The sequence below is a fragment of the Rhodococcus sp. IEGM 1406 genome, assembly GCF_030056745.1.
Classification (GTDB): domain Bacteria; phylum Actinomycetota; class Actinomycetes; order Mycobacteriales; family Mycobacteriaceae; genus Rhodococcus_F; species Rhodococcus_F erythropolis.
Genome location: NZ_JASHKO010000002.1, coordinates 38,295 through 63,380, shown reverse-complemented (window position 1 = coordinate 63,380; position 25,086 = coordinate 38,295). Strand labels below are relative to the sequence as shown.

The following is a 25,086-nucleotide window of genomic DNA, read 5'->3' as shown; positions in this document are numbered from 1 at the left end:
ATCGAATCAAACGACGCGGGCGACCGGAATGCCCCGCAACCTGGCGATTTGGGGCAGCACACCTAATCGGATACTCTTTCCCAGCACCGAGAAATCGGGGCCGAGTCCGAGTGGCGGAATGGCAGACGCGCTAGCTTGAGGTGCTAGTGTCCTATTAACGGACGTGGGGGTTCAAGTCCCCCCTCGGACACTCGAATACAGCAGAAAGACCCCAGCCTGATCAGGTTGGGGTCTTTTTGCTGTGCGCCTTTATTAACCCCCGGCGGTTAATAAAGGCGCACAGCAGAGGGGCGATTTGGGACCTGGCGATGGCATCGGATACTCTTTCCCAGCACCGAGAAATCGGGGCCGAGTCCGAGTGGCGGAATGGCAGACGCGCTAGCTTGAGGTGCTAGTGTCCTATTAACGGACGTGGGGGTTCAAGTCCCCCCTCGGACACTCTGTGTTGAGACAGACAGGAAAAGCTCCGGTTCATCGAACCGGAGCTTTTCTCGTAATTGGCGAAGTTCCCGCACCAGGGAACAGTCCGCGCGAGCGGCGATCGAGATGGAACAGAAGTTCGAAGTGGATACAGACACCAAGAAGTCGGATGCACTGCAGGCAGATTCGCTGGAAACAGCCGATTCAGAATCTGCTCGAGCCGAACTCACCGGCCTCGACCCCGCAGAACTCGAAATCTGCCTGAAGGTCCTTTCCGAAGCCGCCGAACTCGACGACGAGCATCCCGATTCGATCACCATGCAGCGCGCTGTCGGCCATCTGTTCAAGCGACTCAAGAAGAAGCGCCGCCTCGCCTCGCGCGCAGCCGTCAACGAAGCGGACCGCCAAGTAGTCGCCGCGACTGCCACAGGTTCACCCGATCGCATCGACGACGAGACCGCAGGCATTCCGATCAAGTCGAACACCGCGGGCGCTTCCGCCGGCACACTCATCAAGGCGCGACCGTGCTACATCTGCAAGCAGCGCTACACCGCAGTCGACGCCTTCTACCACCAACTGTGCCCCGATTGCGCTGCCACCAGCCGCAGCAAACGTGATGCGAGCACTGATCTGACCGGCCGACGCGCACTTCTGACCGGCGGCCGCGCGAAGATCGGTATGTACATCGCGCTGCGCCTGCTGCGTGACGGCGCGCATCTGACCATCACGACGCGATTCCCCAACGACGCGATCCGCCGATTCAAGGCGATGGAAGACAGCAACGACTGGATTCACCGTCTGCGCATCGTCGGCATCGACCTCCGCGACCCCGCCCAGGTTGTTGCACTCGCGGATTCCGTTGCCGCACAGGGTCCGCTCGACATCCTGATCAACAACGCCGCGCAGACCGTCCGACGCTCCCCCGGTGCCTACGGCGCTCTGGTTGATGCCGAGTCCGGAGCACTGCCCTCCGGTGAACTCCCTGATGTCCTGACCTTCGGCAAGACGAGCGACGCCCACCCCGCGGCTCTGGCCGGATCGCTGTCGGACGTCGCAAGCATCACCTCCGGAAATCTGTCCGCCGACGCGGTCAGTTCACTCGCACTCGTCGCCAAGTCGGCTTCACCCGATCGCATCGAGCAAGGCATCGCCATCGACGCCGGCGGGCTGCTGCCGGACCTCGCGCACACCAACAGTTGGGTCCAGACCGTCGAGGAAGTCGATCCGATCGAGCTTCTCGAAGTCCAGCTCTGCAACTCGGTAGCGCCATTCATCCTCGTTTCACGCCTGCGCCCGTCGATGGCCGCGGCAGCTGCGCGACGCAAGTACGTCGTGAATGTCTCCGCCATGGAAGGCCAGTTCAGCCGCGCATACAAGGGCCCTGGCCACCCGCACACCAACATGGCCAAGGCAGCACTGAACATGCTGACCCGCACCAGCTCCAAGGAAATGCTCGACGACGGCATCCTCATGACCGCCGTCGACACCGGCTGGATCACCGACGAACGCCCGCACTTCACCAAGATGCGGTTGGCCGACGAAGGTTTCCACGCGCCGCTCGACCTCGTCGACGGTGCAGCCCGCGTCTACGACCCAATCGTTCAGGGCGAACTGGGTATCGACCTGCACGGCTGCTTCCTCAAGGATTACAAACCCTCGCCGTGGTGATGGGCGGCACCCCGCAGTGGTGACAGGCAGCACCTAGGCGCCCCGATGTGGCGATCTCGTCACCGCCAAACTCCCGTGTCGAGTAGCTCAATTCAGGTAGGGCACAGCATTGCAGGCGATAATGGACTGCGAACCTGCTCACCGACTCGGAGGAACCATGACGATCGCCGTCGTACACAAGGACAGCCCGGAAGGCCGCGCCGCAATCGTGGCCGCCGCACGGGAATCCGTGGGTCGAAGCGAGGAACTGCTGGTTCTGCACGTCCTGGACGATGTCAACATCGGGGACACGGCCGACACCGGAGACACCGAGGACGATCGGGCCGCTCTTCGCGGCGAGATTCAGTCAGCGCTCGACGCCGGTGGATTCTCGGAGACGAAGTGGGATCTGCGCACCACCGAGCACGACGGCGATCCGGTGACCGCGCTCGTGAACCTGGTCCACGGCGCGGGTGTCGATCTCCTGATCGTCGGAACACGCCGGATGTCCCCCATCGGCAAGTTCCTCCTCGAACGCCCACTGCAGCGTCTCCTGCTCGAAGTGGAGGCTCCGATCCTCGTCGTCAAGGAACCCCTCCCCGCCGAGTGACCTCGGTCACATCACTTTGGAGTGCGCGTTTGTAGGCTGGCTCCATGACTGGAACCTCGCCCGCCCGAGAACTCGACATCATCGTCTACGGAGCGAGCGGCTTCGTCGGAAAGCTACTCGCCGACTACCTCGTCAAACACGCTCCCGAAGGCACGAAGATCGGCCTCGGTGGCCGCTCCCTCGAGAAGTTGGCAGCCACTCGCGCCGATCTGGGTACCGCCGCTGCCGATCTCCCCTTGATCATCGCCGACGCCGACGACGCCACCGCATTGAAGGCGCTCGCGCAGCGAACTCGGGTCGTCGCCACCACGGTCGGCCCGTACGCCAAGTACGGTCACACCCTTGTTCACGAATGCGCCTCCGCCGGAACTCATTACGTCGACCTGACCGGTGAGGTGCTGTTCCACCGCGAGAGCATCGACGCCAACCATGAGCTGGCGGTCTCGACCGGCGCAAAGATCATCCATTCCTGCGGATTCGATTCCATCCCTTCCGATCTCGGAGTTCACGTCCTCCACGAGAAGGTCACTGCCGACGGCGCCGGTGAGCTCACCGACACAACGCTGGTGGTCACGGCGCTGCGCGGCGGCGTGAGCGGCGGCACGATCGATTCTCTTCGCAATCAGATCGACGTGTCGAAAGACGATGCGCGCCTAAGGAAACTCGCGGCCTCGCCGTATTCACTGAGCCCCGATCGTGACCGGGAGCCCGACCTCGGACGACAGAGCGACGTGAGCGTGGTCGACGGCAAGAAGATCGATCCGTCGTTGAAGGGTTGGAAGGCACCGTTCGTGATGGCGTCGTACAACACACGAGTCGTCCGTCGCAGCAATGCGCTCCGAGAGTGGGCGTACGGCAAGAAGTTCAAGTACAGCGAGGTGATGAGCGTCGGCTCCTCGGTGGTGTCACCGGTAATCGCGGGCGGTGTCGCAGTCGGCCTCGGCGCGCTGGTCGCCGGACTCGCTCTACCTCCGACGCGTTTCCTTCTCGACAAGGTATTGCCTGCTCCCGGCGAGGGCCCGAGCGAGAGCACCCAGAAGAAGGGGCACTTCACGCTCGATGTGTTCACCACGACCACGACCGGCGCTCGATACACCTCACGAGTGAAGGCGAAGGGCGACCCGGGATACAGTGCGACAGCGGTAATGCTCGGCGAATCTGCGTTGTCATTGGCGAAAGACCACAAGGATCTCCCCCCGGCCACCGGCGTTTTGACTCCAGCGACAGCGCTCGGCGACGTCCTGGTCGAGCGTCTACGCAAGGCCGGTTTCGAGATTTCCGCGCGCAAACTCTAGACAGAACGAATTTCACTTGATCGTTTCAGCTCTTCGCGCCCGATTATCGCAGCTCAGGGCGCGGACAGCGGTGGGAATACTCCCAGGTAACATTGATGTTGGTTCATGGCATCCATATGTGGTGCTCCGCTTTCGGAAAAGTGAGGCTATTCATGACTGAGCGCGTTCAGGTCGGCAGTCTTCAGGTTGCCAAGGTTCTCTACGACTTCGTGGTCGAGGAGGCTCTTCCCGGCACCGGTGTAGACGCCGAGACGTTCTGGGCCGGCGCCGACAAGGTCATCACCGAGCTCGCACCGAAGAACCGCGATTTGCTTGCCAAGCGTGACGATCTGCAGGCTCAGATCGATCAGTGGCATCGCGATCATGCCGGCGCTCCCATCGACGCTGCCGCATACAAGGCGTTCCTGCAGGAGATCGGCTACCTCTTGCCGACGCCTGCCGAGTTCTCGGTCACCACCGCGAACGTCGACACTGAGATCACCTCGACGGCCGGCCCGCAGTTGGTCGTGCCGATCCTCAACGCGCGCTTCGCTCTCAACGCGTCCAACGCCCGCTGGGGTTCGTTGTACGACGCGCTGTACGGCACCAACGCCATCTCGGAGGAGAACGGCGCCGAGAAGGGTTCCGGCTACAACAAGGTCCGCGGCGACAAGGTCATCGCCTGGGCGCGTGAATTCCTCGACGCGGCAGCACCTCTCGCGTCGGGGTCGCATGCAGATTCGACCAAGTACGTGATCGACGGCAGTGAACTGAAGATCACGTTGGCAGACGGTACGGTCACCACCCTCGCGCAGCCGGAGAAGTTCGTCGGCTACCTCGGCCAGAAGGACGCACCGACGAGCATCCTGCTGCTCAACAACGGATTGCACGCCGAGATCCAGATCGACGCGTCCTCCCCGATCGGCAGCACCGACGCCGCCGGTGTCAAGGACGTCGTTCTCGAATCGGCCGTCACCACGATCATGGACTTCGAGGACTCGGTCGCCGCTGTCGACGCCGACGACAAGGTTGTCGGTTACCGGAACTGGTTGGGCCTCAATCGCGGTGATCTGTCCGAGGAGATCAAGAAGGGCGCCAAGTCCTTCACTCGTACGCTCAACGGCGACCGTAAGTACACCGCCGTCGACGGCAGCGAACTCAGCCTGCACGGTCGTTCGCTCCTGTTCGTCCGCAACGTCGGTCACCTCATGACCAATCCCGCGATCCTCGATGCCGACGGCAACGAGGTCCCCGAGGGCATTCTCGACGCTTTGATCACGAGCACCTGTGCAGTGCACGGCCTCTCGATCAGTGACGCCACCGGCCCGCTCGACAACAGCCGCACCGGCTCGATCTACATCGTCAAGCCCAAGCAGCACGGCCCCGAGGAAGTTGCCTTCACCACCGAACTGTTCGGCCGCGTCGAGCAGGTCCTCGGGCTTCCCGAGAACACGCTCAAGGTCGGCATCATGGACGAGGAGCGTCGCACGACAGTCAACCTCGCTGCCTGCATCAAGGAAGCCGTCGACCGCGTCGTGTTCATCAACACCGGCTTCCTCGACCGCACCGGCGACGAGATCCACACCTCCATGGAAGCCGGCGCGATGGTGCGCAAGGCCGAGATGAAGAAGCAGAAGTGGATCGGTGCCTACGAGGACTGGAACGTCGACACCGGACTGGCCTGCGGCCTGCAGGGCAAGGCGCAGATCGGCAAGGGCATGTGGGCCATGACCGAGCTGATGGCAGACATGCTCGAGCAGAAGATCGGCCACCCCAAGGCCGGCGCCAACACCGCGTGGGTTCCTTCGCCGACCGGCGCAACGCTGCACGCGACGCACTACCACCGCGTCGACGTGTTCGCTGTTCAGGACAGCCTGAAGGGCAAGCCGCGTGCGAGCGTCGACGACATCCTGACCATCCCGCTCGCTCCCAGCACCGACTGGACGGACGCGGAGAAGAAGGAAGAGCTCGACAACAACTGCCAGTCCATCCTCGGCTACGTCGTCCGCTGGATCGACGCGGGTGTCGGCTGCTCCAAGGTTCCCGACATCCACGATGTCGCGCTCATGGAGGACCGCGCCACCCTGCGCATCTCGAGCCAGCTGCTCGCCAACTGGCTGCGTCACGGCATCGTCAGCGAGAGCGACGTTGTCAGTGCACTCGAGCGCATGGCCCCGGTTGTCGACCGTCAGAACGAGGGCGACGCCGAGTACCGCAACATGGCACCTGATTTCGATTCCAACATCGCGTTCCAGGCTGCCAAGGAACTCATCCTCGAAGGCGCGAAGCAGCCCAGCGGATACACGGAGCCGATCCTGCATCGCCGCCGCCGCGAGTACAAGGCTGCCAACGCCTGATTTCACCTTCTTCGAACTCGAAGCTGAACCCGAACAGCCTCGGCACCGCTACCGGTGTCGAGGCTGTTCGCGTAGGCCCCGAAGATTCGTCACTAGACTGGCCGAGGACACAGTCCGTTCAGCAGACATTCTTCGAGTGACCAAGGTAGGGCAAGGTACGTGGGCGAACATCGCGGCGGGTCAGGCGCCAGAGGTATCAGCAAGGGGCCGATTCTCGTCGTCGTGCTGATCGTCTTGATCGTTGCAGGCTTCTTCGGGTGGAAGGCCCTCAGCAACCGGATCGACGATCAGGGCCAGCAGGCAGCAGGTACGTGCGTCGAAGGCAACAAGACACTCGACGTCACCGCGGATCCGTCCATCGCCCCACAGATCGAGGAACTGGCCAAGCGGTACACCCAGACCTCTCCGGTCGTGCGCGATCACTGCATCACCGTCGTGGTGCACGGTGCGCCGTCCGCGTCGGTCTCGACGGCACTCGAAGCCGGTCCGGCGGCATCCTGGGACGACGCAGCATTGGGACCGCGTCCCTCCCTGTGGATCCCGACGAGCTCGTTCGAACTCGCGCCGCTGGCGGGCAAGGCCGTGATCAACGGTGATCCTCGCTCGCTCGCGAGTTCCCCGATCGTTCTGGCAACCGGCCCCGAGACCGCGGCAGCATTGGCCGGCGCAGCATCGAGTTGGAAGTCATTGCCTTCGGATCTGACAGTCGCCCTGCCGGTCGGAAGTACCGAAACCTCGATGGCCGCACAGGCAATCGCTGCCGACGTCGCCGATGCGGGTGCCGGTCCGGTCACGACGGATCAGGCGAAGTCCGCGCAGGTCAACGCTGCGCTCAGTGCGCGGGCATTGCAGTTCCAATCCTTGCCGACTCCCCCGACGTCCACCGCCGAAGCCCTCGGAGCACTGAGCGCCGGAACACCGGATTCGGTGAAAGCCGTTCCGGCCACGGAACAGTCGATAGCGCAGAGCGCGAACGCGGCGATGACGACGTACTCCCCCGCCGGCGCAACGCCAGTCGCGGACTATCCGGCGGTCATCGTCTCAGGCAGCGGGATCGACGAAACCGCCTCGCGCGCAGCGGCACAGTTTGCCGATTTCATGCGTGAGCCGAATCAGTCACAGTTGTTCGTCGGCGCCGGTTTCCGGGTCGAGGGTCAAGATCTTCCCGATCTCGGTGCGGTGTCTCCGGCCAAGATCTCGTCCACGTTGAAACCGGCTTCGGCCGAAACCGCAGCTGCGCTCGGTGACATCGTCGCCAATCCGGTCTCTCCGCGTAGTGCCACCATCCTGATGGACACGTCGGCGTCGATGGGGACCGACGACGGTGGCACTACCCGCTTGGCGAACGTTGCCGCGGCAGTGAACACGCAATTGGGTCGCAGCCCTGACGCTTCGGACATCGGCCTTCGCGAGTTCAGCACGGGCACCGACGGAAAACCGTCCGAGCGCATCCTGGTTCCGGGCGGTTCACTGTCCGAGCCGAATCGGCGTGCCACCATCACCGATTTCCTCAACGGGCTTCGAGCCGGCGGAAAGACCTCCAAGTACCCGGCGCTTGCCAGTTCGTACAAAGCCGCGGTTGACGGTTTCGACGCGGGACGAGTCAACTCGGTGCTGCTGATCACCTCGAGTACACCTGACGAATCCACCACGACGCGAGCCGAACTGCTCAGCGCGATCGCCGCTGCGGGCAATCCGTCGCGTCCGGTACAGGTCGACGTGATCGTCGTCGGTGCGGGCGACGACGTCTCCACACTCCAAGACGTCTCGGATCGGACCGGCGGAACCTTGGTTCGCGTCGATTCGACGTCCGACCCCGCTCTCGCGGCCACAGTGACCAAGATGCTGTCCTGATGGGGCGCGTCGCGGTTTTTGCAGTCCTTCTCGCCCTTCTGACCTGGTTCCTGCACCGCCGACTCGTTCGCGCCACCGGCATCCCGAGGCGATGGGCTCGTCTTGCCGACACTGCGCTTGTCGTCTTGGCGGTCTCGACGCTCATCGGGGTCGGCAGCGGCGAAATCTTCCCGACGTCCTGGGCGCGACCGATCGGATTTCTCGGATGGGTCTGGCTGGCTTCGTGGCTGTACCTGATTCCCGGACTGCTCGTGATCGGCCTGTTTGCCGGGATCAGTCGACTACGTGCACGCCGCACGGATACCATGACCGAAGTCGACCCGGCGAAGCGTCGTACGTTGCAGTTGGCTACAGCAGCAGTCACTCTCGCGGCGATCGGCACCGCCGGCTACGGCGTCTACGAGGCGTCGGGCCCCAAGATTTCACGCGTCCGCGTGCCGCTCGCTCGCCTGCCCGAGGGCTTCAACGGATACCGGATCGCCTTGATCACCGACCTGCACGTGGGACCGGCCCGCGGGGTCGACTTCACCCGCAAGGTGGTCGAAATCGTCAACGCGCAGAATGTCGATCTGATCGCGATCGGCGGCGATCTCGTGGACGGCACCGTCGCAAAAGTTGCTCCCGATCTTGCTCCGCTCGCCGATCTTCAGGCGCCGGACGGAATCTTCGGAGTCAGCGGAAACCACGAGTTCTACGCGGACGACGGTGGCAAATGGCTCGACGTGTGGGAAACATTGGGGATCACCACACTTCGCAACAGTCGCGCCTCGATCCAGCATGACGGCGACACCATCGACATCGTGGGCATCCACGACTACACGTCGCCGGCCCCGTACGAGCCGAACCTTACTGCCGCGCTCGCAGGTCGCGATCCGAATACTTTCGCCTTGCTTCTCGCGCACGAACCGCGTCAAGCGATCGAGGCGTCCGAGATGGGTATCGATCTGCAACTGTCCGGGCACACTCACGGCGGTCAGATGTGGCCGCTGAGGTATCTCGTTCCGCTGCAGCAGCCCTCGGTGCAAGGCTTGGACAAGGTCGGAAACACAGTGCTCTACACGACGCGTGGCGCCGGGGCTTGGGGCCCGCCGGTACGCGTCGGCGCACCGCCGGAGATCACCGTTCTCGAACTCGTACGCGAGAGGTGATGATCTCCGGCGGGCACACGCCTTAGTTGCCTGCGAACGCTTCGATCGGCGGGCACGAGCAGACCAGGTTGCGGTCGCCATGTGCACCGTCGATACGACGCACGGACGGCCACACCTTCGGGCGAGCCTTGCCTCGCGGGAAGACGGCGATCTCACGCGAGTACGGGTGATCCCACTGCGCTGCAATGCTTCCGGCAGTGTGGGGAGCACCGCGTAGCGGGTTGTCCTCCACCGTCCACTCGCCGGCGCCGACGCGATCGATTTCGCCGCGAATGGCGATCATCGCCTCGCAGAACTCGTCGATCTCTTCGAGGTTCTCGCTCTCGGTGGGCTCGACCATCAGTGTGCCGACCACGGGGAAGCTCATGGTCGGTGCATGGAAACCGTAGTCGGCCAGACGCTTTGCCACGTCGTCGACGGTGACGCCAGTGTCCTTGGTCAACCCACGGAGGTCGAGGATGCACTCGTGCGCGACCATGCCGTTCTCGCCGGTGTAGAGAACCGGGAAGTACTCGTCGAGTCGACGCGCGATGTAGTTGGCCGACGCGATGGCGGTCAGGCTGGCCCGGCGCAGGCCCTGAGCACCCATCATCCGGATGTAGGTCCAGGTGATGGGCAGAATGGACGCACTGCCGTACGGCGCTGCCGAGATCGTTCCTCTACCACCGAGTTCGGGGGCCATCGGATGTCCGGGCAAGAACGGCGTCAAGTGTGAGCGCACACCGATCGGGCCGACGCCGGGTCCGCCGCCGCCGTGCGGGATGCAGAAGGTCTTGTGCAGATTCAGGTGGCTGACGTCGCCGCCGAATCGGCCCGGACGGGCAAGGCCGACAAGCGCATTGAGGTTGGCCCCGTCGACGTACACCTGGCCACCGGCGTCGTGTACCGCTGCGCAGATGTCGGAGATCTCGTGCTCGTAAACACCGTGCGTTGAAGGATAGGTGATCATGATCGCGGCGAGACGCTCGGCGTGATCGGCGATCTTCGCGCGCAGATCGTCGACGTCGACGTCACCGTTGGGACGGCAGGCGACAACCTCGACGCGCATCCCGGCCATGACGGCAGACGCCGCGTTGGTGCCGTGAGCGCTCGACGGGATGAGGCAGGTGTCGCGATGGTCGTCGCCCCGGCTGAGGTGGTAGTTGCGGATCGCGAGCAGGCCCGCGTATTCCCCCTGGCTGCCGGCGTTGGGTTGCAGGCTGACGTTGTCGTAGCCGGTGACCGCGACCAGCCAGTCTTCGAGATCCTTGATGATCTTCAGCAGACCGGGCGCATCCGATGTCGGCGCGAACGGATGGATCGCGTTGAACGCGGGCCAGGTGATGGATTCCATCTCGGCGGTGGCGTTCAGCTTCATGGTGCACGAGCCCAGCGGGATCATGCTGCGATCGAGGGCGATGTCCTTGTCGGAGAGCGCACGCAGGTAGCGAAGCATTGCCGTTTCCGTACGGTAACGGGTGAAGGCTTCGTGCTGCAGGTAGTCGGACGTGCGCTCCTGAGCAGTCGGAACCGAGTTGCCCTCGGCTTCGATGGCGACAACAGCATCCTCGATCCCGAACGCGTCGAGCACGGCAAGGACGTGGTCGGCGGTGGTGGCCTCGTCGCAGGAGATACCGACATGATCGGCATCGACCAGACGCAGGTTGATCCCGGATTCCTTGGCCGCAGCGACAACGCTGGCCGCCTTACCCGGAACCTGAGCCAGCACAGTGTCGAAGAACGAATCGTGGACTACGGTCACGCCGCCCTCGCGCAGGCCGTTTGCCAACGCGTGTGCGCGGGCAGCGACGCGCAACGCAATCGCCTTGAGCCCCTCGGCGCCGTGGTAACTCGCGTACATCGCAGCGAGGATCGCGAGGAGCACCTGCGCGGTACAGATGTTGGACGTCGCCTTCTCGCGGCGAATGTGCTGCTCACGTGTCTGCAGCGCGAGGCGGTATGCCTTGTCTCCGTCGGCGTCGATCGAGACGCCGACCAAACGGCCGGGCAGCTGACGCGCGTGCTTGGAGTGCACGGCCAGGTAACCGGCGTGCGGTCCGCCGTACCCCATGGGAACACCGAAGCGCTGGGTGGTCCCGAAGCACGCGTCCGCACCGAGTTCACCCGGCGAGGTGATGAGCGTCATCGCAAGAAGGTCGGCGCCGACGGCAACCAGTGCGCCGCGCTCGTGAGCTTCCGCGATGATCGAGGTGTAGTCCATGACGCGTCCCGAAGCGCCCGGGATCTGGGCGATGACACCGAAGAAATCACCCTCGGGCAGTCCGGCAGTGAGATCTGCGGAGACGATCTCGATGCCGAGCGGCTCGGCGCGTGTCTCGATGACGGCGAGGGTCTGCGGATACAGGTCCGCGTCGACGACAAAGCGTGGGGACTTGCTGCGGTTCGCGCGGCGCAGGAGCGTCATGGCTTCGGCAGCGGCGGTGGCCTCGTCGAGCATCGACGAGTTGGCCAGTTCCATGCCGGAGAGATCGGCGACCATGGTCTGGAAGTTGAGGAGGGCTTCGAGGCGGCCCTGGCTGATCTCCGGCTGATACGGGGTGTACGCGGTGTACCAGGCCGGGTTCTCGATGATGTTGCGCAACAACACCGGCGGCGTCAACGTGTCGAAGTAGCCGAGGCCGATCATCGACGTCGCGACAGTGTTCTGGGCTGCAAGTGCAGTCAGTTCGGCAAGTGCCTCGTGCTCTCCGACCGGAAGCGGCAGAGCGTCGAGTCCGGCCGCGATGCCGTTGGGGGCAGCATCGAGGATGACGGAGGGAACGGCCTTGGTTGCCAGTTCGTCGAGTGAATCGACACCGACGAGTTCGAGGATGCGCGCGAGTTCCGCGGCGTTCGGACCGACATGGCGGTCGGCAAATATACGGCTTGCAGCGTCGATCACGACAACTCCCAGACAGATCGGAGGATCAGGACACACACCGAACTGCGGTGCGTTCCTCCCCCTCTGTCGCATGCTCGATTCCCGAGCGCCTGAGAGATTCGGTAGTGATCCGCCGATAGACGGAAGCCACAGCCTTTCCCCGTCGGCGGGTGGGTTGTCCCACCGCTTTCCAGAGGCGTCGGAGCCCGTACGGTCCTTGGTGCCTGAGAGATTGACGGGGAGGTATTGCTCCTTCGGCGCCCTGATCCCGCTCACGACTGACCTTTGAGACAAAGACTGAAACAAAGACAAGTTCGGTGAATCGGTATCCGAGGCTCTCCCGTACGCCGGCGACGCAGGCCCAGTCTAGTTGACCGAAACGCCTACCTGCACCGTGGCATCCTCCAAAGAGATGTGACGTGCGTTATCCGGTTTTGCGGCTGGCGCGATTCTTGCGTCGCGAAGCCAACTCGTCTTCCGGGTTGGGATCGCTTTCGCCGCCGTCAGCCCGCTCGGCTGGGAAGTCGGCGATTGTTCCGGTGAGTTCACGCATCGCTCCACTGACTGCGATGCCGAATACGCCCTGCCCACCCTGGAGGAGGTCGACGACCTCTTCGGGAGACGTGCATTCGTACACGGTGGTGCCGTCGGAGAACAGGGTGATGTTGGCAAGATCGCGGACGCCACGCTTACGGAGGTGATCGACGGCAACGCGGATGTTCTGCAGTGAGATGCCGGTGTCGAGCAGACGCTTCACGATCTTCAGAACGAGGATGTCCTTGAAGGAGTACAGACGTTGGCTACCGGATCCGGCAGCGCCACGGATTGACGGAACAACCAACGACGTCCGTGCCCAGTAGTCGAGTTGGCGGTACGTGATCCCGGCGATCTGGCACGCACTGGGTACTCGATATCCGACGAGGTCGTCGGGGATGGAATCGTCCGGGAACAGGCCTGGCTGCAGCTCTTCGGAAGACATTTCTGCAGTCGGCTCGGCACTATCGGCTATGCCCGTTCCGCGCTCATTCGACTGTTCTTCCACTGCCGTCTCCCTCTCGCTTCGCCATCATGTAACCAACCTGTGCTATCAGCAGTCACGAGAATCCCGTGCCGACCGAACTTTCAGATGTGAATCCAAGGCAGGTAATTCCATGAGTGGACTTACCCAGAGTACGCCTCGATCGACAAGGCGAGAAGATCTCCACCGCACGCAACGGTAAGACCACGAGGGTGCTCGGTCAACGCAACACGCCGACCGAGACTCAACCTCTACTTGAGAGTTGAAGACTAAAGCCTGATTACGGGCAAACAGGACTAACCGTCAGTGGCCTTGAAGTCGTCCGGCGAGATGGTGTCAAGGAATTCCTTGAACTTCTCGACCTCGTCTTCGCGCTCGTCGGGAATGACCAGACCGGCCTCGGCGAGAACAGCCTCCGACGCGAAGATCGGAACGCCGATGCGCAGGGCCAATGCAATCGAGTCCGACGGACGTGCCGAGACGGTGGTCTGCTCGTCGAAGACGAGATCCGCGTAGAAAGTGCCCTCTTGCAGGTCCACGATCCGCACTTCCTTGAGGCTCCGACCGAATGATTCGATCAAGATCTTGATCAGGTCATGAGTCAGCGGCCGCGCCGGCTCGACTCCCTGTTGTTCGAGAACAATCGCGGTAGCTTCGGTTTGCCCGATCCAGATCGGCAGGTACCGATCGCCGTCGGACTCTCGCAGCAACAGGACCGGCTGATTCTGAGGCTGCTCGACACGAACTCCGATCACACGCATTTCGCCCATCGAGCTTGCCTCCAACCTGACGTGATCCAGCCGACCGACTCCGATGCGGTCGTACTGAAATTCTATTCGAGTGTGCCCCGCTGATCGAGGAACTCAGCGATCGAGACTTCCCCGAACCGCCGACTTGACCAGACATGTGTGCAAAGTCAGCGACAGCGCAGCCAGTTCCCGGACCATTTCCTCGGCACGATCACGTGCTCCGGCGTCACGACCCTTGGCAACCGGTCCGGCGATCTGGGTCACGAGTCCTGCTTCACGATCAGCAGCCAACTTGAACGCCCGCAGATGACGAACCTCCAAGCCGTACTCGGACATCGCCTTCGCGGTGCGCGCCAGCGTCACGGCGTCCTCGTCGAAGAAGCCCGCTGCGCCGGGAACGACCAAACCGGTGCGGATCAGATCGGTCAGAAACCGATCGTCGATGTCGGCGCGAGCGAGAAGGTCCTGACGACCGACTCGAACTTCGCGATCGACCCGGAAAGCCTCGGGTGAGACATCGCCCGTAGCGATCGACAGGACGCGAGCACGACGAGGCGCAGGAACTTCTGCACTCACCGTCGCTGCGCCGCTGTCGATCGCTTCGAGTTGTTCTTTGATCACTTTGAGCGGCAGGTACTGATCGCGTTGAGCGGTCAGCACGAAGCGAAGACGCTCGCAGTCCTCGACAGAGAATCTGCGGTATCCCGACGGTGTCCGTTGTGGGCTGATCAAGCCCTCGGACTCGAGGAAACGGATCTTCGAAATCGTCACGTCGGGAAAATCTGGACGCAACCGATCCAGCACGGAACCAATCGACATTCCGGGCTGGCTCTGCTGCCGCACTGCCGTCATTAGCTACCCGCACCTGCTGACGACTCGCCGACCTGCGAACCGCCGGCACGAGGGCCGGTGAGGAACACCAGACGGAACTTGCCGATCTGAACCTCGTCACCGTTCGCGAGAACTGCCGAATCGACAGGCTCACGGTTGACGTAGGTGCCGTTGAGGCTTCCGACGTCGACGACGTGGAAATCTGCATCTTCCTGACGGAACTCGGCGTGACGACGGCTGACGGTCACGTCGTCGAGGAAGATGTCGCTGTCCGGGTGCCGACCTGCCGACGTCGTCGGCTGATCGAGCAAAAAGCGGGATCCTGCATTCGGTCCCCGCTTGACCACCAGAAGGGCGGCTCCGGCGGGAAGGCCTTCCACGCCCGAAACCGGCTGCTCGGCGGCCGGTGCTGCAGAGGAGGTGTTGTCGAGCTCATTGAGGAAGTCCGCACGGAAAACCGAAGTGGTCTCCGCCGGCGACTCCCCATAGCCCGCGTCGTTACCGTTCTCGCTCACTGTTTCTCCTCCTGGGTCAATCATCCAGATCATGAATCACTGGACTACGCAGTGCACTTTCTTCACGAGCATCTTTCACAGTCACGTTCGATACGGCCCTGCGCCCCGACTCGGCACATGCGTACCTAACGACCGTACCCTGCGCAGACCGCCGCGTGCAGCGAGACAGGCCGCGACACAACACGAGTTGGCCGGTCCACGCGCAGGTTTTCTACTCGGACGTGAGTCCCTTGTATGCCTCCGCGTCCAGCGTTGCCGCGAGTGCGGCGTCGAGTGTGGCCTCGTCGGCGACCTCGAGCTCGACCAACCAACCCGTGTTGTACGGATCGGTGTTGACGAGGTCAGGCTGTCCGTCCAATTCACCGTTGGCTGCAAGAACTTTCGCAGTGAACGGAGCAAAGATGTCGGAGACGCTCTTGGTCGACTCGACCTCACCGAGCGATTCACCGGCGGTCACGTCTTCGTCGACAGCGGGAAGCTGGACGAACACGACGTCACCGAGCTGCGACTGAGCAAAGTCGGTGATACCGACTCGAACTGAGGTCGGGCCGGTCCGCTTCACCCACTCGTGCTCCGCGGTGTAGCGCAGATCGGTAGGTGTATCGAGCTCACTCACAGTGGCTTCCTTTCACAGGCCGTCCGAAAGTCGGACGCAAAAGATCAATTTCCGGGTTGAGCGTATTGGCGCGGATTCAATTGTCGCAAGACGGAGATCGTGACCTGCTGCGATTGGTCGACTGAGGAAGTTCCGCCGTTGCGTGCGACGTTGTCGAAAACGCCTCCGGGAATGTTCAACGCTGCTGCCAACGTCGGCGGATCCCCGATCGCGGTCACAGTGTACGGCTGCTCGATCCGGATTCCGTCCAATTCGATCTCGCCGCCGCGCCCACTCACCCACGAGTTCACGCCGATACGAATGGGTTCGCCGTTCGCACCTGCGATCGAGATGGCTTCGGCCCCGGCAGCACGTAGTTCCTGGATGAGATCGAGAATCACTTCGGAGCCGACGCCCCCTGCTGGATCCGTCAGGGTCATCGTCACACCCGGTCCGGTAGCAGGAGCGGTCCCCACCTGAATGGAGAGCGAGGTCAGCCGCGCCCGCGCCTCGTCGAGCGCTGCTCCGGTGTTGCCGCCGGCTTCCAAAGTGGCAAGCGATTCCTGAAGATTCGCGACTTCCTGCCTCAACGCGGCTTCACGCCGATTCAAGTTGTCGAGAACCACCAGGAGGTCGGCAGGGCGCGCGGCGTCGAGTGAATCTCCGGCCACGGTGCTGCGTACCTGTGTGGCAATCGCGACACCGAGCACACCCAGAAGCACGGCGGCGAGGATCGCGAACACCACGTTCGTGCGATGTTTCGACGGCGAACGCAACTCGTGACGACCTTCACCCGTAGTCGTCACCGGTGGTTCTTCGGGGTCAGTCGTGGCGTGGTCGGACATGGCTCACGCTCCGAACAGTCGTCGTCGCAATGCCGCTGCGTTGCCGAAGATCCGGATACCCAACACGACGACGATTGCCGTCGAGAGTTGAGTACCCACACCCAACTGATCGCCGAGCCAGACGATCAACGACGCGACGAGCACGTTGAAGACGAAGGAGACCACGAACACCTTTGCGTCGAATATCTCGTCCAGATACGCGCGTAGCCCGCCGAAGACGGCGTCGAGTGCCGCAACGACAGCGATCGGAAGATAGGGCTGGATGACGTCGGGCACCTGCGGGCTGAAAACGACGCCCAAGACGATGCCGACGACCAGTGCTGCGAGTCCGTACAGGGCGGAACCGGCCTTCATCGAACTCCTTCTGTCACTTGGGTTCTGTGGGTTCTGTTGCCACCCGGACCGCACGAGGCGTCGCGGGCGGCAGTGTCAACGAGTCGTCCTCGGCCACTGCGAAACCGACTCCGTACAGTTGCGAGACGCTCGACATTCTCACGTAGGCGTCGCTGACGACGAACTCTCGCTGCAGCGCGCGCGTGTCGCCGATCGCCTCGACGCGGTACGGCGAGAAGACAGGTTGGTTGTCGACGAGCATCGCGCCGCCCGCCTGACGGATGGTCACCGTCGGCCCGATTCGCACGCCGCCGACGGCGATTGCCTCCGCTCCGCCAGCCCACAGGGCGTTGACGACGGTCTGCAGATCGCGATCGAGGACAACTGTCTTACCGCCGACGCTGCGCTGGGACGCATCCGAGAGGTTCGGGCGCCCGGCCGGGTCCGTCAACGTCACCACCAGCCCCTCCCCGTGAACAGCTTCGGCTCCTGCGCCGGATTCGACCGCTCGCAATTGATCGAGGACCGCGCTGCCTCTGGCATCACCTTCGAGCGCCAAGCCACGGGCGGCGTCGACGTCGCCGCCGAGTGAATCGCGGGACGCGGCCAGCGAATCGATTCGATCCTCCGCGTCACGGACCTTGGCGACCAACTCGCTTCGAACCTCCTCGGTGCCGGTCACCTGCTTGGTGGCCTGAACTGCAGAGACCGTGACGATGAACCCGATCAGCAGTGCACCGAGGGCCAGCCACGGCCCCGTCTTCGAGGATCTGTTCGTCGTGTGCTCGTGTTGGCGTTCGAATGCCGTCGCTTCGTAGCCCGGATCGAGATGTTCGGTCATGAGCGACCGAAGCAGCGACGGTACCGGGTTACGACGGACGTCCTCCCCGGTCGACTTCATCGAGGCACGACCTCGTGCGTTCGCGCAACGTCAACGGCTTTGAGCACGTAGATCGCGGCAGTCCACACGTACAGGACGGTTCCCCAGATCAGGAAAGCGAAACCGAAGGCATGGGTGAACGGTCCGATGGCCCAGTCTCCGTGTCCGGCAAGAATCAAAGGCAGCGCGAACATCAGGAGGAAGGTCGCAGCCTTGCCGAGGTAGATGACCTCGGGCGGCGGCAGTCCACGCCGGCGGTAGATCGGCAGCGTCAACGCGAGTAGAAGATCACGGCCGATCAAAATCGCCGCGACCCACCAGGGAATGAAATCGCGGGCAACGAAGGTGACCAGTGTCGTCACGACGTACAGGCGATCGACCAACGGGTCGAGAAGCGCTCCCAGACGCGAGGTCTGCCCGAGCACCCTGGCCAACTTGCCGTCGAGCCAGTCGGTGAACCCGCTGAGCATCAGCAGCGCCAATGCCCAGCCGTCCGAGTGCGTGACGAGCAGCAGGTAGGCGAACAGCGGCAGAGCGAGTAGACGCACGATACTGAGCACGTTGGGAACAGTGAGAATCCGATCCGTGGGGACCAGTTCTTGTTCGCCAGAGTTCACTGCACACACCTCGCGTCTTTCGATTGCCGTGCGGCCAGCTTTCCACAGCACGACGGACTATTCGCCGAGGCGCCGTAGCCCGAACTGTCCCGAACGTGTCGAGCTGACCTTATCGCCAGGCGAACACCGGCTGCTCGAGGTTGTCGATGCGCGTGTTCCGTCCGTTCAGCACTTCGCGGAACTGATAGATGACGGCTCCGGTCGGCGCATGGATCAGGCTCGTCCGGAAAGGCCATTGGATCACCGGGTTCGGTGATTCCTCGATGGTGACGAATCGCGAGTCCACGTCGAGTTCCTCCGACGTCACGGCATACACCTGGGCCACCTCGTCGGGATTGGGTACCAGTCCCCCGATGTCCTCACCGGACCAGACGACGAACGGTCGGATCACAAATCCCGAACGGGTGACGTAGTCGTCGAGCCGGCCGATGATGTTCGACTCAGGGACGTCGACGCCCAACTCTTCGGACAGCTCCCGAACCGCTGCTTGTTCGGAAGACTCACCCGGGTCGACGCTTCCGCCTGGCAACGCGAACTGACCGGGGTGAGCGCGCATCTTGCTCGGCCGCTTCGTCACCGGGAACACGGGTGTTCCGTCCGCAGTCCGCATGACGACGATGACCACCGACGCCGAGCGCCTTCCGTCCAATTCGACCGACCGAGGTTCGAAAGCGGCAAGTGAGGCGACCAGGTGGTCCCGATTCAGTAAATCTCCGTTCACCATGGCTCGACAGTAGCGCCACGAGACTGAGACCCCCAGCCAGTCTCGTCCATTTTGACCGCTTCGCCTGATTATCGGTCTGTATTCCTGTCATGCTGAACAGGCAGAATCCACCGTGCGGCATGGCGAGAAGAGAACCTCGATGGCTGAGCAGTCCCAGACCCCCACCCCGCAGACCGACCAGAGCGCGCCAGGCGCGCCGAATCGGGCCTCTCGCTTTGCCTCCGACGCGCTGAGCGTCCTGCGGCGCGTGCCGTTCACCTCGATCGTCGTGCTCACCATCACCGTCGTCGGGATCGCGACCGGCGCCTTGTGGAATCACGTCCGTACCTACTCGTGGTTCGACGACATCGCCTACGGAGTCCCTGCCTTGCAGGAAGGTAAGTGGTGGACTCTCGTCACGGGTTGGTTCTTCGGCTTGACGCCGGGTCAGTATGTTTCGATCATCGTCGTTTTTGCCTTCGCGGTCGGCTGGTGCGAGTGGCGCCTGGGAACCAAGAATGCGGCCATCGTCACGATCAGCGGTCAGTTGGCGGGCGAACTGGGTGCATCGCTCCTCCTCTGGGCGGGCAGCCACACCGATTGGGATTGGGCTCGCAACCTCGCCACCCACCGCGACGTCGGTGTCACCACCGCCATCATCGCCGCACTCGCCGCGACCACCGCAACTCTGCGCTCGCCCTGGCGAATGCGAGTGCGCGCCATCCTGTGCGCGTACATCGCGATCGCCTTTCTCTTCGAAGGTCGCCTCGCCGACGTACAGCACCTCATCGCGGTTGCGATCTTCCTTCCGGTCGGCGAAAAGTTCTTCGGCGACGGAGAGCGCGGCTTCATCCCCCGAACGCGACGCGAGATCCGTCTGCTCGGATTCATCGGCCTGCTCCTGATCGGAGTGGTCGAGATCGCCGTGTGGTTGTTCCCCGGCAGTGGACCCTTCGGGCCGACGGAAGCCGAAACCGGTTCGGGCTGGACCGCATTGGTCGACGTGATCATCGTTGCACTGATCGCGGATCAGTTGCGACGAGGTCGCCGCTGGGCCTGGTGGGTTGCCGTGGTGTTCGGCTCTCTGACGGTCTTGGCCACCGCCCTCGTCCTCGGTTCGGTCATCTTCTTCGACTACGAAAGCGCCGGAGCCGTCACGGTCGGTACCGCGCTGCTCTGGCTTCTCGAACTCATCTTGCTGATCAAGGGCCGTCACGCTTTTCACGTGCCGATGCGGCGCAAGATTCGAGGCGGACCGCTGTCCGGGAACGATCCTCGCGCCACTGCTCGGGAACTGCTCAAACAGCACGGCGGCGGAACCATGTCGTGGATGACGACGTGGGACGGCAACAGTTACTACTTCGGCGAGTCGGGTGAGAGCGTCGTTGCATTCCAACGGCATGTCGGTGTCGTCGTAGTGCTGGCCGATCCGATAGCGAGCCCCGACCGACTTGCCGCGGCGGTCGACGAATTCACGACGATGTCCGAAGCCAACGGCCTCACTCCCTGCTTGTTCTCCGTACGGAAGGAAACAGCCGATGCCGCCACACGGCGCGGGTGGCGCACCGTTCAGGTCGCCGAGGACACGATCGTCGACCTGCCGGAATTGCAGTTCACCGGAAAGTCCTGGCAGGACATCCGCTCGGCGCTCAACAAGGCCAAGAAGGACGACATCACCTTCCGGATGACAACACTGGCAGACGAGCCGTTTTCCGTCTTGGCTCAAGTGCGCGCTATATCCGAGGAATGGGTGGGCGACAAGGGACTCCCCGAGATGGGGTTCACCCTCGGCAGCGTCGAAGAGGCGCTCGATCGCGACGTCCGGGTCGGTTTGGCCGTCGACCCGACGGGAAGTATTCACGGCGTCACCTCGTGGTTGCCGGTGTACGGCGAAGGCGGCGTGGTCCGGGGTTGGACGCTCGACGTCATGCGTCGACGCCCGGACGGCTTCCGGCCGGTGGTCGAGTTCCTCATCGCATCGTCGGCCCTCGAATTCAAAGAACAAGGTGCCCAATTCGTCTCACTGTCCGGCGCGCCGCTGGCCCGCAGCGACGACGGCGCCGACGCCGCATCGATGGACCGCCTGCTCGACATGCTCGGAGCCGCGATGGAACCGCTCTACGGCTTCCGGTCTCTTCACGCATTCAAGAAGAAGTTCAAGCCGAGATACGAACCCGTTTTCCTGTGTTTCCGCGACGAGGCCGACCTGCCTCGAATCGGAATCGCGCTCACGCGTGCTTACCTTCCGGACGCGACAGCTCCTCAGCTGATCAAGCTCGCCACCAGCAAGAGCTGACGCCGTGCGGTCCTGGTTCGAGCACACGGTCGTCGACACCGGCAGACTCCCACTGTTCTTCCTTCTGCTCGCCTTTGTCCTGACGTTCCTGTTCATTCGGTTCAGCGTTCGAATGATCCGAGCTGAGGTCTCGTGGTGGCCAGGCAATGTCACGCCCGGTGGAATGCACATCCACCACATGGTTTTCGGTTTGATGATGATGCTCGTGTCCGGCTTTGCCTTCATCGCTCTGGCCGACTATCACACCCCGATCGCCAACTGTGTTCTTGCGTCGGTGTTCGGTATCGGCAGCGCGCTGGTCCTCGACGAGTACGCACTCGTGCTACATCTGCGCGACGTCTACTGGGCCGAAGAGGGTCGCTCGTCCATCGACGCGGTGTTCGTTGCCATCGCGATCTCGTTCCTTTTCCTTCTCGGAGTCCACCCGATCGGATTCGCGGGAGAGTTCGACCCGTATGAGCAGGACCGTAGCCTGGCGACGTTGATCGGCGTTGTCGTCGCGATCGTGATCCAACTCGGACTCGCCGTGATCACGTTGATGAAGGGCAAACTCTGGACCGGCTTGATCGGACTGTTCTTCACCCCGCTTCTGTTGGTCGGAGCAATTCGGTTGAGTCGCCCGGGTGCGCCGTGGGCGCGTTCGCGTTACCGCGACAAGCCCGCGAAGATGAGCCGGGCAGTCGCCCGTGAGCAGCGGTATCGCGAGCCGATGATCCACGCGAAGATCTACGTTCAGGAGACGGTGTCAGGAAGTTTCGGTTCCACTCCTCCGACCCCACCACCACTCCCAGTCGTCGACACCACGACGCCTACGACGAAAGTCGGACTATCACGGCGGCTTTCGGACAGAATTCGCTGGCGCCGAACTCGCCGACGATTACGAACAGTCCCGGTCTGGCGCCTCCCCGTGATCCTCGTCGTGCTGTCCGTCGTCACCGCGAACATCCTCGTCGGAATCGACGGAGACCTGGTGAGCGACGGCGACGTCGGTACCATTTCCGAGGGCGTGGACGCCGGGGCCACCGCAACGCTGCTCAGCGTCATCGCCGGCGGGATGATCACTCTCACCGGTCTGGTGTTCACCGCCATCACCCTCGCAATGCAGTTCGGCGCCTCGCAGATTTCGGTGCGGGTGGTCCCGATGCTTGCGCAACAGCGAGTGATGCGGTGGTCGATCGGCATGTTTCTGGCCACGTTCGTCTTCTCCTTGATCATTGCGCTCGATCTGGCGCTCGATTCGGAGAATTCCTCACCGACCATCTCCACGGCGATCGCACTCCTTCTGGCATTGGCCAGTGCGATCCTGTTCATCGCGTTGGTGGCGAAGGTCGGGTCGATCCTCAATTCCAGTCGGTTGCTGCGTTGGATAGCGGCCCAGGGTCGCAGCGCGACGATTCGTGCCTATCCGCTGTACGAGGACTTACCTTCCGGCGCACCGAAACCCAGTCAGCCGCTCCCCCTCCCCCAACCGCGCGAGTCCGAAACCTCCGAGAGCGCCGACGCACTGGTGATTCGCCTGCGCCACCTCTCACCCGACGGCCGGATTCTGCTGGCGATCGATCTCGCACGACTGCAGCGGTTGGCGAGCCGCTGGGACGTCTCGGTCGAGGTCGTCCCCAGCATCGGCGAGTTCGTCGCCCAGAACGCGCCCCTCTTCGAGGTACGCGGACCGTCGCTGAAGGTACGCCCGGACACCTTGATGTCGTGCTTGATCTTCGGTGACACGCACAGCCCGGTCGTCAGCCCCGGTGCAGCGCTTCAGTCGATCGTGGACATCGCGCTCAAGGCGCTGTCACCCGCCATCAACGACCCGGGCCGAGCCGTGCAGGCTCTCGACCACATCGAAGATCTTCTGGTACTTCTCGCCCCGCGTGTCCGCTTCGACACGTCAACCTCGGATCTCACGCTGATCCGAGGGCAGCAACGCACCTGGACCGATTACGTGTCCGTCGCCACCGACGAGATCCGGCACTTCAGTACCAATTCCGCGCAGGTCCAGCGTCGTCTACGCGCGGTATTCGCGACCTTGCTCGAAGCCTGCCCGCCGGACCAGCACCCTCCGCTACTCGAGCGCGTCGACGCACTCGATGCGCAATTGACCCGAGAATGGACCGGCGCACTCGACCTTCGGCTCGCGAGTGTGGCAGATCCGCAGGGATTGGGCTCCGAAGCCGGGGCGACCGGAAGAATTCACCCGCTGATCATCGGGTCTTCGGAACTTCCAGACGATCGTTCATCCGGGCAGACCGAGTCGCGTTCCCAGCCAACCTAATTGACTCGCCAACCCAGCCGACCACACCTGGAAGCTGTGTCCTCCATCGACCTCGGCGTATTGGACGTCCATCCCTGCGGCCTTTGCGGCTTCGTAGAGCGTTTGAAGACCTGGGCGGTAGTCGTTGTCCTGTTTGCCGACCACGAACACGCCGGCGCTGTCGGGGAACTTCTTCTCCCGGAGCAGATCCTGCGGATTCACTGCCACGAACGCGGCTTCATTGCCGCCGAACGCTGCATCGACCGTCTGCTTGCGATCGCCGAGTGTGGGTTCGATCTGACCGGACAGATCCAGGAACGTCGGATATACCGCGGGGAAGTTCGTTGCCATCTGGAACGCGCAGGTACCGCCGTAGGAAAGTCCCCCGATCGCCCACTTCCTCGGGTCGGGATCCACCTGGAGGTTCCCGCGCACCCAGTCGGGAACATCGCGCGAAAGGTACGTTGCGACGTTCCCGAGTTGAGAATCGACGCAGAGCGGATTCGCCAGTTCCGACCCGGTCCCGTCAGCAACGACGACAACGGGAGCCAAGCCCGAATGCGCAGCGGCGTAGGTGTCCATGGTCTGGACGAGACGTCCGCCCTGTAGCCAGTCCTCGGGCGCGCCTGGTTGGCCGGCAAGCAGGACCAACACCGGCAACTCCGGTCGTGGGTTGGTGAAATACGCGGGCGGTAAGTAGATCTCGGCGTCGCGGGCGCTGAATCCGGAGACCGTCCCCGCAATCGTGACCGTGCTGACCTTGCCGGCCGACGGCATGTCCGCGGGAGCCTTCCATTGCGAAACCGGTACCGCCCCGTCCTTGCCGTCGTCCAGGTCGGCGAGTGAAACCTTCTCCGCGTCCGAGAGTCCCAGCGCTGTTCCCAACGTCGGATACGACTGGAACTGCAGATTCACGTGAGCCGCGCTCGACACGACCACCAGGAGCACGGAGACCACGGTGAGCACGCGACCGTCGATCCGCGTCGCCGCAAATACCCGCGAAACACCCAGCAGCACGCCGAGAATGCCCAACCCGATCCACACGTAGACCGGACGGGCAATCGGATCGGGGAACGGGTGCCACACCTTCTCGATCAGCCAGTACAGCACGAGAGCGATCGCGATTGCCGCGACGATGCAGACCGGAATCGAGATCAGCACGTGACGCCTCGATCTCGAGAAGATCAGCCAAAGAAGTGCCAGAATTCCGAGCACCGTCACCACGGGCGGAACCGGGCCCGTGACCAGCGACAGATCCGTGATCGTGTGCACGTCGTCTCCCG

Annotated in this window: 20 protein-coding genes, 2 tRNA genes and 1 riboswitch; of the genes, 10 read left to right on the top strand and 12 right to left on the bottom strand. The window is 63.1% G+C overall.

Features of this window, described 5'->3' with window-relative positions; genetic code table 11:
- Window positions 1-104 precede the first annotated feature (104 nt).
- From QM596_RS09750 to QM596_RS09715, 8 genes are all read left to right on the top strand, one after another.
- Window positions 105-190, top strand: a tRNA-Leu gene (locus QM596_RS09750).
- 162 nt (window positions 191-352) lie between these two features.
- A tRNA-Leu gene (locus QM596_RS09745) sits at window positions 353-438 on the top strand.
- Between the two features lie 108 nt (window positions 439-546).
- Window positions 547-2,088 carry an SDR family NAD(P)-dependent oxidoreductase gene (locus tag QM596_RS09740; protein ID WP_283308834.1) on the top strand — a complete coding sequence of 514 codons (1,542 nt, stop codon included), beginning with the start codon at window positions 547-549 and terminating at the stop codon, window positions 2,086-2,088.
- Between the two features lie 157 nt (window positions 2,089-2,245).
- A complete protein-coding gene (locus QM596_RS09735) occupies window positions 2,246-2,677 on the top strand; it encodes a universal stress protein (protein WP_020723653.1) in 432 nt (143 codons plus the stop codon).
- Window positions 2,678-2,721: 44 nt separating this feature from the next.
- Window positions 2,722-3,972, top strand: coding sequence for a saccharopine dehydrogenase family protein (locus QM596_RS09730; RefSeq protein ID WP_283308832.1), 1,251 nt, complete (start codon window positions 2,722-2,724; stop codon window positions 3,970-3,972).
- Between the two features lie 152 nt (window positions 3,973-4,124).
- Window positions 4,125-6,308: a malate synthase G gene (locus QM596_RS09725; RefSeq protein WP_283308830.1), complete on the top strand. Its 2,184-nt coding sequence runs from the start codon at window positions 4,125-4,127 to the stop codon at window positions 6,306-6,308.
- Window positions 6,309-6,467: 159 nt separating this feature from the next.
- Entirely contained in the window at window positions 6,468-8,162 is a 1,695-nt protein-coding gene (locus QM596_RS09720) for a VWA domain-containing protein (RefSeq protein ID WP_020969686.1), read from the top strand.
- Entirely contained in the window at window positions 8,162-9,310 is a 1,149-nt protein-coding gene (locus tag QM596_RS09715; protein ID WP_195791741.1) for a metallophosphoesterase, read from the top strand. The genes QM596_RS09720 and QM596_RS09715 overlap by 1 nt, the downstream gene beginning before the upstream one ends.
- 22 nt (window positions 9,311-9,332) lie before the next feature.
- Here QM596_RS09715 and gcvP read toward each other — a convergent pair whose 3' ends face one another.
- The 11 genes from gcvP to QM596_RS09660 all read right to left on the bottom strand — a co-directional run bounded on the left by gcvP (window position 9,333) and on the right by QM596_RS09660 (window position 19,277).
- Window positions 9,333-12,191: an aminomethyl-transferring glycine dehydrogenase gene (gene gcvP, locus QM596_RS09710; RefSeq protein WP_283308828.1), complete on the bottom strand. Its 2,859-nt coding sequence runs from the start codon at window positions 12,189-12,191 to the stop codon at window positions 9,333-9,335.
- A gap of 53 nt (window positions 12,192-12,244) precedes the next feature.
- Window positions 12,245-12,374, bottom strand: a riboswitch (glycine riboswitch).
- A 220-nt stretch (window positions 12,375-12,594) separates the two neighbouring features.
- A complete protein-coding gene (locus QM596_RS09705) occupies window positions 12,595-13,149 on the bottom strand; it encodes a MerR family transcriptional regulator (RefSeq protein WP_021344354.1) in 555 nt (184 codons plus the stop codon).
- Between the two features lie 335 nt (window positions 13,150-13,484).
- On the bottom strand, window positions 13,485-13,958 hold the full coding sequence (locus tag QM596_RS09700; protein ID WP_003946194.1) for a bifunctional nuclease family protein: 474 nt from the start codon (window positions 13,956-13,958) through the stop codon (window positions 13,485-13,487).
- A 93-nt stretch (window positions 13,959-14,051) separates the two neighbouring features.
- Window positions 14,052-14,789: a transcriptional regulator FtsR gene (ftsR, locus tag QM596_RS09695; protein ID WP_003946161.1), complete on the bottom strand. Its 738-nt coding sequence runs from the start codon at window positions 14,787-14,789 to the stop codon at window positions 14,052-14,054.
- Window positions 14,789-15,283: a glycogen accumulation regulator GarA gene (gene garA, locus QM596_RS09690; RefSeq protein WP_003946166.1), complete on the bottom strand. Its 495-nt coding sequence runs from the start codon at window positions 15,281-15,283 to the stop codon at window positions 14,789-14,791. Before garA ends, ftsR begins: the two co-directional genes overlap by 1 nt.
- Before the next feature lie 211 nt (window positions 15,284-15,494).
- Window positions 15,495-15,899, bottom strand: a complete 405-nt coding sequence (gene gcvH, locus QM596_RS09685; RefSeq protein WP_019748557.1) for a glycine cleavage system protein GcvH — start codon at window positions 15,897-15,899, stop codon at window positions 15,495-15,497.
- A 44-nt stretch (window positions 15,900-15,943) separates the two neighbouring features.
- The gene (locus QM596_RS09680) at window positions 15,944-16,723 is read right to left on the bottom strand and encodes a DUF881 domain-containing protein (RefSeq protein WP_283308826.1); all 780 of its coding nucleotides are present in this window, start codon (window positions 16,721-16,723) and stop codon (window positions 15,944-15,946) included.
- A 3-nt stretch (window positions 16,724-16,726) separates the two neighbouring features.
- A complete protein-coding gene (locus QM596_RS09675) occupies window positions 16,727-17,077 on the bottom strand; it encodes a small basic family protein (protein ID WP_003946178.1) in 351 nt (116 codons plus the stop codon).
- 13 nt (window positions 17,078-17,090) lie between these two features.
- Window positions 17,091-17,957 (bottom strand): DUF881 domain-containing protein, encoded by an 867-nt coding sequence (locus QM596_RS09670; protein ID WP_019748559.1) that lies wholly within the window; start codon window positions 17,955-17,957, stop codon window positions 17,091-17,093.
- Complete coding sequence (locus QM596_RS09665; protein WP_020969691.1) at window positions 17,954-18,553, bottom strand: CDP-alcohol phosphatidyltransferase family protein; 600 nt, start codon at window positions 18,551-18,553, stop codon at window positions 17,954-17,956. The genes QM596_RS09670 and QM596_RS09665 overlap by 4 nt, the downstream gene beginning before the upstream one ends.
- Before the next feature lie 109 nt (window positions 18,554-18,662).
- Window positions 18,663-19,277, bottom strand: coding sequence for an NUDIX hydrolase (locus QM596_RS09660; RefSeq protein WP_020969692.1), 615 nt, complete (start codon window positions 19,275-19,277; stop codon window positions 18,663-18,665).
- 139 nt (window positions 19,278-19,416) lie between these two features.
- Here QM596_RS09660 and QM596_RS09655 point away from each other — a divergent pair, with 139 nt between their 5' ends.
- Both QM596_RS09655 and QM596_RS09650 read left to right on the top strand, forming a co-directional pair.
- Window positions 19,417-21,552 (top strand): bifunctional lysylphosphatidylglycerol flippase/synthetase MprF, encoded by a 2,136-nt coding sequence (locus QM596_RS09655; RefSeq protein WP_283308825.1) that lies wholly within the window; start codon window positions 19,417-19,419, stop codon window positions 21,550-21,552.
- 4 nt (window positions 21,553-21,556) lie between these two features.
- Complete coding sequence (locus tag QM596_RS09650) at window positions 21,557-23,824, top strand: DUF2254 family protein (protein ID WP_046378597.1); 2,268 nt, start codon at window positions 21,557-21,559, stop codon at window positions 23,822-23,824.
- Here the strand turns inward: QM596_RS09650 and QM596_RS09645 are convergent.
- Complete coding sequence (locus QM596_RS09645) at window positions 23,786-25,075, bottom strand: alpha/beta hydrolase (RefSeq protein WP_283308822.1); 1,290 nt, start codon at window positions 25,073-25,075, stop codon at window positions 23,786-23,788. The genes QM596_RS09650 and QM596_RS09645 overlap by 39 nt on opposite strands.
- Window positions 25,076-25,086: the final 11 nt, after the last annotated feature.